The organism is Microbacterium saperdae, assembly GCF_006716345.1.
Taxonomy (GTDB): domain Bacteria; phylum Actinomycetota; class Actinomycetes; order Actinomycetales; family Microbacteriaceae; genus Microbacterium; species Microbacterium saperdae.
Genome location: NZ_VFOX01000001.1, coordinates 19,122 through 33,102, shown reverse-complemented (window position 1 = coordinate 33,102; position 13,981 = coordinate 19,122). Strand labels below are relative to the sequence as shown.

General features: G+C 69.4%; 15 protein-coding genes. 8 read left to right on the top strand and 7 right to left on the bottom strand.

What is annotated here, in order from left to right; all coding sequences use genetic code 11:
* Positions 1-25 precede the first annotated feature (25 nt).
* Genes FB560_RS00185 through FB560_RS00175 form a run of 3 tightly spaced genes read left to right on the top strand, consistent with a single transcriptional unit; the run spans position 26 to position 2,368 of the window.
* A complete protein-coding gene (locus FB560_RS00185) occupies positions 26-1,330 on the top strand; it encodes a glutamyl-tRNA reductase (protein WP_141870511.1) in 1,305 nt (434 codons plus the stop codon).
* A 37-nt stretch (positions 1,331-1,367) separates the two neighbouring features.
* Positions 1,368-1,937, top strand: a complete 570-nt coding sequence (locus FB560_RS00180; RefSeq protein ID WP_141870510.1) for an HhH-GPD-type base excision DNA repair protein — start codon at positions 1,368-1,370, stop codon at positions 1,935-1,937.
* A 2-nt stretch (positions 1,938-1,939) separates the two neighbouring features.
* A complete protein-coding gene (locus FB560_RS00175) occupies positions 1,940-2,368 on the top strand; it encodes a DUF1801 domain-containing protein (RefSeq protein WP_141870509.1) in 429 nt (142 codons plus the stop codon).
* Between the two features lie 93 nt (positions 2,369-2,461).
* Here FB560_RS00175 and FB560_RS00170 read toward each other — a convergent pair whose 3' ends face one another.
* Complete coding sequence (locus FB560_RS00170; protein WP_141870508.1) at positions 2,462-3,619, bottom strand: epoxide hydrolase family protein; 1,158 nt, start codon at positions 3,617-3,619, stop codon at positions 2,462-2,464.
* Positions 3,620-3,688: 69 nt separating this feature from the next.
* Between FB560_RS00170 and FB560_RS00165 the strand changes: the two genes are divergently transcribed.
* Positions 3,689-4,648 (top strand): helix-turn-helix transcriptional regulator, encoded by a 960-nt coding sequence (locus tag FB560_RS00165; RefSeq protein ID WP_141870507.1) that lies wholly within the window; start codon positions 3,689-3,691, stop codon positions 4,646-4,648.
* 49 nt (positions 4,649-4,697) lie between these two features.
* Here the strand turns inward: FB560_RS00165 and FB560_RS00160 are convergent, their stop codons facing one another.
* Complete coding sequence (locus FB560_RS00160; RefSeq protein ID WP_141870506.1) at positions 4,698-6,083, bottom strand: glycine--tRNA ligase; 1,386 nt, start codon at positions 6,081-6,083, stop codon at positions 4,698-4,700.
* Positions 6,084-6,220: 137 nt separating this feature from the next.
* Here FB560_RS00160 and FB560_RS00155 point away from each other — a divergent pair, with 137 nt between their 5' ends.
* Complete coding sequence (locus FB560_RS00155; RefSeq protein WP_141870505.1) at positions 6,221-7,690, top strand: peptide MFS transporter; 1,470 nt, start codon at positions 6,221-6,223, stop codon at positions 7,688-7,690.
* A 52-nt stretch (positions 7,691-7,742) separates the two neighbouring features.
* Positions 7,743-8,168: a VOC family protein gene (locus tag FB560_RS00150; RefSeq protein WP_141870504.1), complete on the top strand. Its 426-nt coding sequence runs from the start codon at positions 7,743-7,745 to the stop codon at positions 8,166-8,168.
* Here FB560_RS00150 and FB560_RS00145 read toward each other — a convergent pair.
* Both FB560_RS00145 and FB560_RS00140 read right to left on the bottom strand, forming a co-directional pair.
* The gene (locus FB560_RS00145) at positions 8,150-8,839 is read right to left on the bottom strand and encodes a GNAT family N-acetyltransferase (protein WP_141870503.1); all 690 of its coding nucleotides are present in this window, start codon (positions 8,837-8,839) and stop codon (positions 8,150-8,152) included. The genes FB560_RS00150 and FB560_RS00145 overlap by 19 nt on opposite strands.
* 4 nt (positions 8,840-8,843) lie before the next feature.
* Positions 8,844-9,482, bottom strand: coding sequence for a hypothetical protein (locus FB560_RS00140; RefSeq protein WP_141870502.1), 639 nt, complete (start codon positions 9,480-9,482; stop codon positions 8,844-8,846).
* Between the two features lie 78 nt (positions 9,483-9,560).
* Here FB560_RS00140 and FB560_RS00135 point away from each other — a divergent pair, with 78 nt between their 5' ends.
* Positions 9,561-11,003 (top strand): MFS transporter, encoded by a 1,443-nt coding sequence (locus FB560_RS00135; RefSeq protein ID WP_141870501.1) that lies wholly within the window; start codon positions 9,561-9,563, stop codon positions 11,001-11,003.
* 18 nt (positions 11,004-11,021) lie between these two features.
* On the opposite strand, the gene FB560_RS00130 is transcribed toward FB560_RS00135, so the two are convergent.
* Both FB560_RS00130 and FB560_RS00125 read right to left on the bottom strand, forming a co-directional pair.
* Complete coding sequence (locus tag FB560_RS00130; RefSeq protein WP_141870500.1) at positions 11,022-11,423, bottom strand: hypothetical protein; 402 nt, start codon at positions 11,421-11,423, stop codon at positions 11,022-11,024.
* Positions 11,424-11,440: 17 nt separating this feature from the next.
* Entirely contained in the window at positions 11,441-12,385 is a 945-nt protein-coding gene (locus FB560_RS00125; protein ID WP_141870499.1) for a quinone oxidoreductase family protein, read from the bottom strand.
* A gap of 74 nt (positions 12,386-12,459) precedes the next feature.
* On the opposite strand from FB560_RS00125, the gene FB560_RS00120 reads away from it, so the two are divergent.
* The gene (locus FB560_RS00120; RefSeq protein ID WP_141870498.1) at positions 12,460-12,876 is read left to right on the top strand and encodes a MarR family winged helix-turn-helix transcriptional regulator; all 417 of its coding nucleotides are present in this window, start codon (positions 12,460-12,462) and stop codon (positions 12,874-12,876) included.
* A gap of 27 nt (positions 12,877-12,903) precedes the next feature.
* Here FB560_RS00120 and FB560_RS00115 read toward each other — a convergent pair whose 3' ends face one another.
* Positions 12,904-13,839 carry a serine hydrolase gene (locus FB560_RS00115; protein ID WP_141870497.1) on the bottom strand — a complete coding sequence of 312 codons (936 nt, stop codon included), beginning with the start codon at positions 13,837-13,839 and terminating at the stop codon, positions 12,904-12,906.
* Between the last annotated feature and the right edge of the window lie 142 nt (positions 13,840-13,981).

The window sequence follows — 13,981 nt, the reverse complement described above, 5'->3', positions numbered from 1 at the left end:
GCGGAGGCTCGGGTAGGATTGTCGGGTGCTGCTGTGTGTCACGGCGAGTCACAAGACCGCCACATTCGATCTGCTCGAACGCCTGAGCCGCACCCCCGACGGCGTCGCCCCCACTCTCGTGGAGATGACTCCGTGCGTGCAGGGTGCGGTCGTCCTCGCGACGTGCAATCGGTTCGAGGCGTACGTGGAAATGGACGAACCGGTCACTGCCGCCGGCGCGATCGGTGTCGAAGCCGTGCTGGAAGCGGTCGAAGCCGTCACCGGCGTCCCGGCCACCGAGCTCGACGGCGCCTACGCCGTGCACTCCGGCCGCCGCGTGGCGGAGCACCTCTTCTCCGTCGCCTCCGGGCTCGAGTCCGTCGTCTCCGGCGAGGGCGAGATCGCCGGCCAGGTGCGTCGAGCGCTGAAGTCGGCCCGCAAGGAGGGCACCACCTCCCCCGAGCTGGAGCGTCTGTTCCAGCGCGCGAGCCAGGCGCAGCGCAAGGTCAAGAACGTCACCGCTCTCGGCCGCGCCGGCCGCTCGCTCGTGCGCCTCGCGCTCGAACTCGCCGACAGCCGCATCGCCGACTGGTCCGCCGAGCGGGTGCTGCTGGTGGGCACCGGCGCCTACGCGGCCGTGACCCTTGCAACGCTCCGCGAGCGCGGCGCCGTGAACATCTCGGTGTACTCGCCCTCCGGACGCGCCGAGGCCTTCGCCGCGAAGCACGGCATCCGCGCCGTCTCGGCAGACGACTACGCCCGCACGGCGGCGCGGTCGAGCCTGCTCATCACGTGCACCACAGCGACAGAGCCGGTCCTCGGACCGGAGCAGCTCCAGGCCCCGACGGGTCCTGCGGCGATCGGATGCCCGGTCGCCGCGCACAACCAGCTCGTCGTCGACCTCGGCATGCCCCGCAACGTCGACCCCGCCGTCGCCACGCTCGAGGGCGTCGCCCTGCTCGACCTCGAGACCATCCGACTGCACGCCCCGCTCGAAGAGCTGCAGGCGACCGACGCGGCCCGCAGCGTGGTGCGCGAGGCCGCAGACACCTTCCACGTGGTGGGTGAGCGCCAGAGCGTCACGCCGGCGGTCGTCGCACTGCGGTCGCACATCTTCTCGCTGCTCGAGTCCGAGATCGACCGTGCCCGCACACGCGGCGACGAGGACGGCCGCGTCGAGCAGGCGCTGCGCCACCTCTCGGCCGTGCTGCTGCACACGCCGACGACCCGTGCACATGAGCTCGCCGCGGCCGGTCGCGCCGACGAGTTCACCGCCGCACTCGGCGCCCTCTACGGCATCGTGCCGGAGGCCGAGATCATCGCCGACGACGGAGCATCCGCCTCGGCCTGACCCCGCACGCGCGCACGCCGGGTGGCACACTGGAGGCATGGCCCTTCACATCACCGGAGACACCGCCGCGGACGCCCTGCTCACCGACAACCCGCTCGCATTGCTGGTCGGGATGCTGCTGGATCAGCAGGTCCCCATGGAGACCGCCTTCGCCGGACCTCTGAAGATCCAACAGCGCACCGGCGCGACGGATGCCGCCGCGATCGCCGGCATGGCCCCGGACGAGTTCCTCGAGGCCTTCAAGCAGACTCCTGCCGTACATCGGTTCCCCGGATCGATGGCCACCCGGGTGCAGACGCTGTGCCAGACCCTCGTCGATGACTGGGACGGGGATGCCGCCGCGCTCTGGACCGCGGGCGATCCGTCGGGGCCCGAGGTCCTGAAGCGCCTGAAGGCGCTGCCCGGCTTCGGCGAGCAGAAGGCGAAGATCTTCCTCGCCCTCCTGGGCAAGCAGTACGGCTTCACCGGCGAGGGCTGGCGCGAGGCCGCCGGCGCCTACGGCGAGGAGGGCTCGTTCCGCAGCGTCGCCGACATCGTCTCCCCCGAGTCGCTGACGCAGGTGCGCGAGCACAAGAAGGCGATGAAGGCCGCGGCCAAGAAGGGCTGAGCATGGAGAAGACGGGTCAGGACGTCCAGGAGTATCTCGCTGCCGTGACGCCCTCGCGGCGGCGCGACGACGCGCTCGTCGTTCTCGACATCATGCGCGAGATCACCGGCCGTGAGCCGGAGATGTGGTCCAGCGGAATCGTCGGGTTCGGCACCTGCCACTACCGCTATCCCACCGGCACCGAGGGTCTCAGCGGCATCCTCGGATTCGCTCCACGCAAGGCGTCGCTCACGGTCTACGTCTTCGAAGGCTTCGACACCCATCGCGACGCCCTCGCGCAGCTCGGCCCGCACACCACGAGCGTCTCCTGCCTTTACATCAAGGACCTGTCGAAAGTCGATCTCGACGTGCTCCGAGGAATCCTGCAGCGCTCCTATGAATGGATGCGGGAGGGTGGCTCCCACGACGTCACCCTCACGATCGTCGACTGAGCGACCGCCGGGCAGGCGCGGATCTGCATGCCCACATGCGAGGCCCACCCGTGCGGCGGTCGCACAGGTGGGCCTGCAAAGTGAGTTCGGGGCTCAGGGGATGGCGGCGAAGAAGGACCGGATGTCGGCAGCCAGCACATCCGGACGCTCCAGTGCGGCGAAGTGTCCGCCCTCGTCGAACCGGCTCCAGTGCACGATGTTCGAGTTGTCGCGCTCGGCGAAGACCCGGATCGTCTGGAAGTCGTCGGCGAAGACCGCGACCCCGGTGCGGGCGGCGTTGATACGTGAACCGGCGTCCTCAGCGCCCTCCGCAGCGGCGTCCGCCCTGGCGTTCTCCAGATAGCTGCGGCTCATGCCGGATGCCGCGTTCGCGAACCAGTTCACGCTGACCTCGAGCAGGATCTTCTCGAGCGGCACCAGGGACGTGCCGTTGCCGAACGAGTTGAACAGCTCGCTGTACGCGAGCAGTCCGACCGGGGAGTCACTGATCCCGACGGACACCGTCTGCGGCCGCGAGGAGTTCATCGCGTTGTACCCGCCGACCGACTGGAACCACTGCATGTGCTCGAGGCCGGCATAGTCCGCGGGCTCGAGCTTCTCGAACTCCGCGGGGTCGCCCGAGGGGAACGAGAACAGCTGCAGCACGTGCAGCCCGAGGAAGCCCGTCGGATTCAGCAGCCCCAGCTCACGGGCCACCATGGCGCCGTTGTCCGAACCGTGGATGCCGTAGCTGTCGTAGCCGAGTCCGCGCATCAGCCGGTCGTAGGCGGCTGCGACCTTCGCGGTCGTCCAGCCCGCGGCGGACAGAGGCTGCGAGAAGCCGTAGCCCGGCGCATCCGGGATCACGACGTCGAAGGCGTCCTCCGCACGTCCGCCATGCGCCACCGGGTCGACGAGACGGTCGATCAGATCGAGGTAGTCGACCGAGGATCCCGGATAGGTGTGGGCGAGCAGCAGCGGCGTCGCCCCCTCGTGTCCGGAGCGCACGTGGATGAAGTGGATGGTCTGTCCGTCGATCTCGGTCGTGAAGTGCGGCACGGCGTTGATGCGGCGTTCGGCGGCGGACCAGTCGAACGCTGTCCAGGCGGCGAGCGCCTCGCGCAGGTAGGAGTTGGGGGTGCCGGCATCCCAGTCGTCCGTCGGCGACGGCTGCGGAAGGCGGGTGCGGGCGAGGCGATCCTGGAGATCGGCGACCTCGGCGGCGGAGACCGAGACGGTGAAGGGGCGGAACGTGAGCGTCGTGTTGTCCATATCTCGAAGGTAGAAGGGCATTAGGTTGAATATGTTCCTAATAGATCGATGACTTCTCGAGGAGCTCCGATGGCCGATCCGACAGCGCGACTCCTCGCCCTCCTCGCCCTGCTGCAGACCGGGCGCGAGCGATCAGGACGCGAACTCGCCGAGCGTCTGGAGGTCTCGTCGCGCACCATCCGTCACGACATCGATCGCTTGCGCGATCTCGGCTACCCGGTCGACGCCGCCAGGGGCTCGGTCGGCGGCTATCGTCTCGGCGCCGGCGGAAAGCTCCCTCCCCTGCTGCTCGACGACGAGGAAGCCGTGGCCGTCACCGTGGGCCTGCGGGCCGCAGCGGGGATCGCCGGCGTCGAGGAGGCCGGCGCCCGCGCGCTCGCCAAGCTGGAACAGGTGCTGCCGTCGCATCTGCGCCCCACGGTCGACGCACTCCGCTCGAGCGTCGACCGCGCCCCGGAGAACAACGACACCGACGCCCCCGATCCCGAGGTCGATGCGTCGTCGCTCCAGGCCATCGCGAGCGCGATCCGCAATGAGGAGTGGCTGCGCTTCGACTACGAGGGCGCGCCGGTGCTGGTCGAGCCCTACCGGCTGCTCACCTGGCATCGGCGCTGGTACCTCGTCGCGCGCGCTCCCGAGAGCGGCGAGTGGACGACGTACCGCGTCGACTGGATGGAGCTGCGGATGCCGACGCATCGCCGCTTCGAGCCGCAACCCCTGCCGGGCGGCGACTACACGGCTTTCGCGATGCGGACCATCGCGGTGAGCGGGTGGATCGTGCACGCCCGGCTGCGCATCGATGCCCCGGCGGCTGCCGTGCTCGACCGGATCCATGCCGCTGTGGGCGTCGTCGAGCCGGTGGACGAGCATCACTGCATCCTCGTCACCGGAGCCGACAGCCTCGACACGGTCGCGGCCTACATCGGGATGCTGATGATGGACTTCACGGTCGAGAGCCCGCCTGAGCTGCTCCCGCGCCTGCAATTGCTCTCCGAACGCTATGCGCGCGCCGTCGCCGGGAGCAGATGAAAGACCCCGCCGACCGGTGGACGGTCGACGGGGTCCGGATGCTGCGCGATCAGGCGCCGCGCAGGCGCTCCGCGAGGTAGGCGTGCAGCTCGTCGATCGAGACGCGCTCCTGCGCCATGGTGTCGCGGTCGCGCACCGTGACGGCACGGTCTTCGAGCGAGTCGAAGTCGACCGTGACGCAGAACGGCGTGCCGATCTCGTCCTGGCGACGGTAGCGGCGGCCGATCGCGCCCGCGTCGTCGAAGTCGACGGCCCAGGAGGCGCGGAGGGTGTCGGCGACCTCGCGGGCGAGCGGCGACAGCTTCTCGTTGCGCGACAGCGGCAGCACGGCGGCCTTCACCGGCGCGAGGCGCGGGTCGAGCTTGAGCACGGTGCGCACGTCGGTGCCGCCCTTGGCGTTGGGCACCTGCTCCTCGACGTAGGCGTCGACGAGGAACGCCATCATGGCACGCGTCAGGCCGAACGACGGCTCGATCACGTACGGCGTGTAGCGCTCGCCCGTGGCCTGGTCGAAGTAGGTCAGGCTCTGGCCGGAAGCTTCGCTGTGGCTGGAGAGGTCGTAGTCGGTGCGGTTGGCGACGCCCATGAGCTCGCCCCACTCCTTGCCGGCGAAGCCGAACTTGTACTCGACGTCGATCGTCCCGGCCGAGTAGTGCGCACGGTCGTCTTCGGGCACGTCGAACTGGCGCATGTTCTCCGGGTCGATGCCCAGGTCGATGAACCAGTTCCAGCAGGCCTCGACCCAGTGCTCGAACCACTCCTGCGCGTCGGCGGGAGGCGTGAAGAACTCGATCTCCATCTGCTCGAACTCGCGGGTGCGGAAGATGAAGTTTCCGGGCGTGATCTCGTTGCGGAACGCCTTGCCGACCTGGCCGATGCCGAACGGCGGCTTCTTGCGGCTGGCGGTGAGCACGTTCGAGAAGTTCACGAAGATGCCCTGCGCGGTCTCGGGGCGCAGGAAGTACAGGCCCGACTCGTCGTCCACGACGCCGAGGTAGGTCTTCACCAGACCGGAGAACGCCTTGGGCTCGGTGTACTGCCCCTTGGTGCCGCAGTTCGGGCAGGGGATGTCGGCGAGGCCGTTCTCGGCCGTGCGGCCCTTGCGCGCCTCGAAGTCCTCGATCAGGTTGTCGGCACGGAAGCGCTTGTGGCACTGCAGGCACTCGACCAGCGGGTCGGTGAAGGTCGCGACGTGGCCGGAGGCCTCCCACACGCGCTTGGGCAGGATGATGCTGGAGTCCAGGCCGACCATGTCGCCACGGCCGCGCACGAACGTCTGCCACCACTGCCGGCGGATGTTCTCCTTGAGCTCCGTACCGAGGGGGCCGTAGTCCCAGGCCGACCGAGAACCGCCGTAGATCTCACCCGCTTGGAACACGAACCCGCGGTGGCGGGCGAGGGCGATGACCTTGTCGAGGCGGGACTGTTCGGCCATGGTGGCTCCAATGGTCGGATGCGGGAGGGGGTGCGGCACGCGGATGCCGCGGCACCCACCAGTCTATCTGCGGGCAACTCCCCCGTCCGAGCCTCTCAAACCGGGTCTCCGCGCCCGTCGGAGAGTACCTTCGAGGCATGAGCGCAGCGCAGCCCACCCGTCCGGCCCGCAACGAGGACACCCGCTTCTTCGGTCAGCCCTGGTCGCTGGTGCACATCTTCGGCGTGGAGATGTGGGAGCGATTCAGCTTCTACGGCATGCAGGGCATCCTGCTCATCTACCTGTACTACTCCACGACGCAGGGCGGACTGGGCATCCCCGAGGCGGTCGCGGGCGGCATCGTCGGCGCGTACGGCGGCTCCGTGTACCTCTCCACGATCCTCGGGGCCTGGCTCGCGGATCGGCTCTTCGGTTCGGAGCGCGTGCTGTTCGTGAGCGCGATGGTGATCGTCGCCGGACACATCGCCCTCGCCCTCCTGCCCGGACTCCTGGGGGTCGGCGTGGGGCTCGTGCTCGTCGCGCTCGGCTCGGGCGGGCTCAAGGCCAATGCGACCTCCGTGGTCGGCACGCTGTACGCACCGGACGACCCCCGCCGCGATGCCGGGTTCTCGCTGTTCTACCTCGGCATCAACCTCGGAGCCTTCCTCGGGCCGATCCTCACCGGCATCCTGCAGTCCACGCTGGGCTTCCACTACGGCTTCGGCCTCGCCGCGATCGGCATGACGCTGGGCCTCGTGCAGTACTCGTTCGGACGCAAGGCGCTGCCGGAGTCGGCGCGGGCCGTGCCCAACCCGCTCCCGTCCGCGCGGTACCCCCTGGTGATCGGCATCGCGATCGCGGCGATCGTGCTCGTGGCCGTGCTCGTGCTCACCGGCGTCATCCGCGACGACAACCTGGCCGTCATCGTGATCGGCCTGACCGTGATCGCCAGCATCGCGTACTTCGCGGTGATCCTCAGCAGCCGGCGGATCGACAGCACCGAACGTTCACGCGTGTGGGGATTCCTGCCGCTGTTCGTGACCAGCGTCGCGTTCTGGTCGCTCTACCAGCAGCAGTTCACGGTGCTCACGGTCTACTCGGACAAGCGGTTGGACCGGATGCTGTTCGGCATCGAGATCCCGGTCTCCACGGTGCAGTCGATCAACCCGGTCTTCATCATCATCCTCTCGGGCGTCTTCGCGGCGATCTGGACCCGGTTGGGCAGCCGTCAGCCGTCGACACCCACGAAGTTCGGCATCAGCGCGATCGTGATGGGCTTCGCGTTCCTGCTCTTCCTCCCGTTCGCGAACGGCGGGGCGAACTCGACACCGCTGCTCGCGATCGTCGGCATCCTGTTCGTCTTCACGGTCGCCGAGCTGCTGCTCTCGCCGGTCGGCCTCTCGGTCGCGACCAAGCTCGCCCCGGACGCGTTCCGCACGCAGATGGTGGCGCTGTTCTTCCTGTCGATCGCGCTCGGCACGGCGATCTCGGGCTGGCTGGTGCAGTTCTACGACCCGAAGAACGAGGTGCCGTACTTCTCGACTCTGGGCGCGATCGCCATCCTCGTCGGCATCGGGCTGCTGCTCTCCGTCAAGCCGGTGCTGCGGCTCATGAAGGGCGTGCGCTGACCCGGCGCGAACACCCTGTCGGATGTCGGATGGCGGTGCGAGACTCGTCGGCATGGAACAGCGCATCAGCTTCATCACCCTCGCCGTGTCCGACCTCGCCCGCAGCAGGGCGTTCTACGTCGACGGACTCGGTTGGGAGCCGATCTTCGCCGGCGATGACGTGCTGATGTTCCCCGTGGCCGACCGAATCATCCTCTCGCTGTGGTCGATCGAGGGGTTCACAGCCGAGATCGGCGAAGCCCCGGCATCCGGCATCGCCCCCCTCACGCTCTCCCACAACCCCGCGACTCCGGCCGAGGTCGACGATGTGCTCGCCGAGGCCGCGCTGCTCGGCGCGACCGTGAGCCCCGGCCGGCAACGCGTGTGGGGCGGGTACTCGGGGTACTTCACAGACCCGGACGGGTTCCGGTGGGAGATCGCCGTCAACCCCGGCGAGACCGGGGACTTCGTGCTGCCGTCTCAGGCGGTGAAGAGGTAGCCGCGCTCCACGTCGAAGCCCGCGATGCGGAGGCCGCGTGCGAGACGCTCCTCCATCTCGGCGCGCAGACGCGTGCGCCATTCGTGGGCGGCGGCCGCATCGGATTCCCGCAGCGACTCGATGTCGGACGGGATCTCGAGGGTCTCGACCACGAGGTCGGCCGCCGGAGGCTTGGCGATGTCGGCGAGGGCCCACTCGACGTCGAGGCGGTCGCTCTCATCTCCGGCATCACCGCCACCGAAGATGCCGTACACGTTCACCGCGTACCCCGTCACGCGCGCACCGAGCACGGTGAGGAAGAAGTGGGCGTTGCGGGCCACGAGCGGGTCGAACGTCCAGGTGATGCGACCGACGTCGCGGGAGAAGGCCCACTGGCGCTGGTGCTCCTTGAGCTCGCGCCCCCAGCCGCGCCCGCGGTACTCGGGGATCAGCGCGGTGATGTGCGAGTGCATCGCCCGCTGGCCCGGCGCGCCGAAGAACGCGATCGAGGCGCCGACCATGCGCTCCTCGTCGCCTTCGCCGTCGAAGAGACCGACGACGTAGTTGCCGGATTGCTGCAGCGCGCGCAGGGTGCCGGCATCGATGACGCGCTCGGGGCCTCGGATGGAATCGAGGATGCCCTGGGCATCGAGGATGAGTTCAACGGTGTCGAGATCACGGATGGTTCGCACGCGCCTAGTTTGCCCCTCCTTCGCGGGATCGCAGAATCGGGTACGCGGTTCCGCCTCCTTCGGCGAGCGCCTCGGCGACGATATCGAGGAACTCGGTCATCATCGAGACCGTCATCTCGGGGAGCATGCCGTCCCAGTAGGAGAGCACAGCCCCGCGCCCCTGCATCATCCCGGCCGGGCGCGCGAACGCCCAGAGGTGGAGGTGCGCCGAGCCGTCGTTGAAGCGGCTGAAGTGGCAGCGCGCGACGCCCGGGATCCGCTTGACCGCCTCGGAGATCCGCTGCATGAGCGGACCGAGCGCGGCGAGCACCTCGACGGGGGCATCCTCCAGGAGCCAGTGCTCACGCGGCGAGATGGCGCCGATGAACGGCAGGCCTCCCGGTTCCCACCCGGCCTGCACCTGCCAGAGATCGTCGTGCCAGATGGTGTGCTCGTCCACGGCGCAGGCGCCGCAGTTCTCCGGATCGAGTTCGCCCCTGCGCGGCTTCTCCGGCACCAGCATGGGTTCGAGCGGACGCATCACGACCGACTCGTAAGCCCCGGCGGGCCCGTGGGTCATCCACGCGCCGTCCGGACGCGTGCCGTAGACCAGACGACGATGGAAAGGGGTGTCGGCGGGATGCTGCTCGAGATCAGCGCTCATCTCTCCATGCAATCACGACCTTCCGGCTCGACGCGGGCGGTCGGCCCCGGTGTCTGCGGACGCCGATAGCCTGGGTCGGTGGGTGCGAACGATGACAAAGCCAGGAAACGACTCTCTCGCACCCCTCCCAAGTGGGCGATCGTCGCGGTGCTCGCGTTCGCGGGGCTCTGCTCCTCGTTCATGTTCACCCTGGTCGTGCCGCTGCAGGCCGAGCTGCCGCAGCTGCTGAACGCCTCACGCGAAGACACCACGTGGGTCGTGACCATCACGCTGCTGGTCGCGGCGGTGGCGACACCGATCTCCGGCCGTCTGGGCGACATGTACGGCAAGCGCCGGGTCGTGATCGTGCTGCTGGTCCTGCTCATCATCGGATCGCTGATCGCGGCGCTCTCCGGCTCGATCGTCGGGGTCATCATCGGTCGGGCACTGCAGGGCGCCGTGACCGGTGTCGTCCCCCTCGGCATCGCGATCATGCGCGATGTGCTGCCCACCGAACGCCTCGGCACCGCGGTCGCGCTGATGAGCGCCACGATGGGAGTGGGCGGTGCGATCGGGATGCCGGTGGCCGCCCTGCTCGCGCAGAACGCCGACTGGCACTGGCTGTTCTGGCTGGCCGCCGGGCTCGGCGTGATCGGTCTCGCGCTCGTGCTGGCCGTCATCCCCGAAGACGTGCTGCGCTTCCCCGGACGCCTCGATGTGCTCGGGGCCATCGGCCTCGCGATCGGCCTGACCGGCATCCTGCTGTTCGTCTCGCGCGGCGCCGAGTGGGGCTGGACGGCGCCGCTGACTCTCACCTGCATCATCGGCGGAGTCGTGGTCCTGCTGGTGTGGGGCTGGTACCAGCTGCGCACCGAGGACCCGCTGCTCGACCTGCGCGTCGCCGCACGGCCCGCCGTGCTCTTCACGAACATCGCCGCGATCGGCATGGGCTTCGCGCTGTTCGCGTCGAACGTGACCTTCCCGCAGCTCCTCGAGATGCCGGTCTCCTCGGGCTCGGGCTTCGGACTCGACATGGTCGCCGCATCGCTGATCATCATGCCCGCCGGACTCGTGATGATGGTCATCTCCCCACTGTCGGGCTGGCTCGAGCGCACCGTGGGCCCTCGCCCCCTGTTCACGGTCGGCGCCACCGCCATCGTGCTCGCCTATGTCTTCGTGCTGCTGTGGTCGAGCGAGGTCTGGCACATCCTCGTCGCCAACCTGCTCATCGGCGTCGGCATCGGCTTCACGTTCGCCGCGATGCCGATGATCATCATGCGCTCGGTGCCCGCGAACGAGACGGGTGCGTCCAACGGCCTGAACGCGCTGTTCCGCTCTGTCGGCACCTCGAGCGCCTCCGCCGTGATGGGTGGGGTGCTCGCGGCCATGAGCATCGACGTCGACGGCGTCTCGGTACCCACACGGGCCGCGTTCGAGGTGTGCTTCTGGCTCGCGATCGCCGCCGGCATCATCGCCGTCGTGCTGTCGCTGTTCATCCCGAAGCAGCGCGCGAGCGAAGTGCACCCGTCACTGCCGGGATGAGCGGAGCGGACTGACCCCTCAGCGCGAGATCGTCCGCGGATCCGGGTCGCCCGCGCGGGGCGGTCGCAGTCGCGCCGGGATCGGCCACTCCACCACGAACTGTGCGGTCGCCGGCCGGTTCATGTCGCCGAAGTCGTCGATCTTCACGACGATGCGCCCCGGCACGCCCTCCTCGTCGGGGGTCACCTCGAGGATGCGCACGCGCAGCGGACGCTCGGCTTCGCCCTCCAGCATCCACGGGTCCGCGAGCCAGGCGATGCCGTGCGCCTCCAGCGCCGCCTCCGCGTCGAGCCACTCGGTGGCGGCGGATGCCGGTCGCCCCAGCACGTCGACGGCCGCCCAGTGCTCCCCCTCCGGGCGGATCCAGCCGAGCAGCTCGCCGTCGTCACGGCGGTGCGGGGTCCAGTCGGGGCGGGTCATCCGATGAGCCTACCCAGTCAGAACGTGAGCACGAGTCGGCCTGCACCCGGCCCGCCCGCGGACGTCCACGCCGCCTCGACCTGGGATGCGGGGACGGCGGTCGGTGCGCTCACGATCGTGCCATCCGAGATGACCTTGACGATCTCGGGAAGCTCGGCGACGAACGCCGAACGGCCGACCGAGCCTTGGCCGCTGCCGACGATCGTGAGACCGGACGACCGGAGCGCTGCCGAGGGGATCGCGGCGTCCTGACCGGCGGATGATCCGATGGTGATCCAGTCGAGCCGAGCTCCCGGCGTCGTCCTGGCCGTCACGATGGCGCGCATGGCGGCGGCGGCGGGGCTTCCCCAGACGTAGTCCAGGACGACGTCGACATCTCCGGCGGCACGCCCGAGCGCATCCTCGTCGCCGAGCGGCACGATCTCGTCGGCGCCGAGAGCCGTCACCCGCTTGAGCTGTGCGACGTTGCGACCGCTGGCGATCACCCGCGCCGCCCCCAGGTGCTTCGCGACCTGCACGGCCGCCGTTCCCGCCGCCCCCGTCGCTCCGAGGATCAGCACCCGTGCATCGCGTGGGAACGCGATGCGATGGCGCAGTGCGACCCACGACGACATCACCGGGTTCGCCGCAGCGGCGACAGCCACTGGGTCGGCGCCGTCCGGGATCCTGACACTGGCACGTGGATCGACGGCCACACGTTCCGCCATCGAGCCTCGGATGTCGCTCGCCACCGCGAAATAGCGCGTCGTGCCGTCGGGAAAGCGGCCGACCCCATCCACCCCCGGGATGAGAGGCAGCGAGCCCTCGCTCGTGTAGTGCGAGCCGTCGGCCTGCGAACGGACCCGCGGGTGCAGGCCGGCGGCGAGAACGTCGACGACGACCTCGCCGCTCCGTGGTTGCGGCTCGGGAAACGCCTGCCAGACGGGTGCGGTGCCGAACGAGTTGACGACTGCTGCGTACATGCCACTCTCCTTTTAATTCGTATTACGAACCAAACTAGTTCGCAATACGAACGTCGTCAAGTATCCTCGGTGGCATGCCCCCGGAGACTCACGACGACGACCTCATCGATGCCCTCGGGCAGACCGCCTTCACGACGATGGGAGCGCTGACCGGACTCGCCGCCGACGCCGGCCTCTCCCTCACGCAGCTGCGCGTGCTGGCGATCCTGCGGGATCGGAGGCTGCGCATGAGCGATCTCGCCGAATACCTGGGCCTCGAGAAGTCCACGATGACCGGGCTGGTCGCGCGGGCCGAGCGCAAGGAGCTGCTCGCCCGCGTGGCGAACGCACAGGATGCGCGTGCTGTCGATGTGGTGCTCACCGATCAAGGGCGTGCCGTCGCGGATGCGCTCGGCGTCGCGCTCCGCGAGGCGCTACTCCCGTTCACCGCGCAGCTGCCCGCCGTCGATCGCCGCGCCCTCACCGACCTGCTGCGGCGCATGCTCCCCTGAGTTCGTCGGCCCGACAAGGGTCGAGGGTCAGTGCGTGTACTCCATGAGCTCGACGCCCAGCACGCGGAAGGCGTCGTGCGCGCGCAACCGGTGCGTGATCGACAGGTCGTCGAAGCAGACGATGAGCGAGTAGCCGACGCCCGCGCGGGGTCCCGCCAGCACTCCGGCCTCGGCGCGCACGCCACGGTCGCGTCCGGTCTTGTTCACGAACAGCAGGCCGTGCGCGTCGTGGTCGTGCGCGAAGGGATCGAGCCCCGTGGATGCCGCGACCAGGCTCAGATCCTGGTTCAGGCTGAGCCACTCCGACACCTGGGCGCTCACCGCGGCATCGACCACGGCGGAGTTCACGAGGGCCGAGAACAGGCCGGCCAGCTCGCGCGTGGACCCGACGGCGACCTGCGGCGCGTCATCCGGCCCGCGCTGGTCGCGGAAGCGGTCGAGCAGCGCCGTCCGCCGCAGACCCAGGGACTCGATGCGCTCCCGCACCCGGTCGTGCCCCACCTTCTGCAGCAGCGCGTTCACGGCGATCGGATCGCCGGCCGTCGCCGCCAGCACCGCCAGGTCTTCGAGCGGGAGTGCCGGCGCGTGCAGATGCCGCCACAGTCCCGACGTCGACACCGCATCGATGTTCGTGCGCTCGACGATCTCGAGGGGGTCGAGCTCGCCGCTCTGGAATCCGGCGGCGACCTCGATCAGCAGCGGGACCACACCGAGCCCGGCGATGGGCATCGTGACATGATCATCGCCGGACAGCACGTGCTCGTGACTGTCGAGGTCCACGACGTGCACCGAGACCTGCGCCCCGGAGTCCACGAGAGCTTCCAGCGCGCGCAGAGTCGAGGTGAACGATCGGCGGCCTACGGCGGCCCGCCGCGGGAGGCGCCGACCGGTGCGCTGAGAGCGGCGCAGGGCGGCGTCAGACCCGTTGGCGGGGTCAGGGACCGAGGGTTTGGGCGCGCCCACGCAGGATCCTTACCGAGGGGGGTGGAAGGGACGCCGAGGGGCACGTTCCCCCGCGGCACCGATATCGTAACCCCGGTCGATGAGGTTCCCTCACAGACTCCGGACATTGGTCACCAGATGGTCACCCGCGACGCGGCAGGGA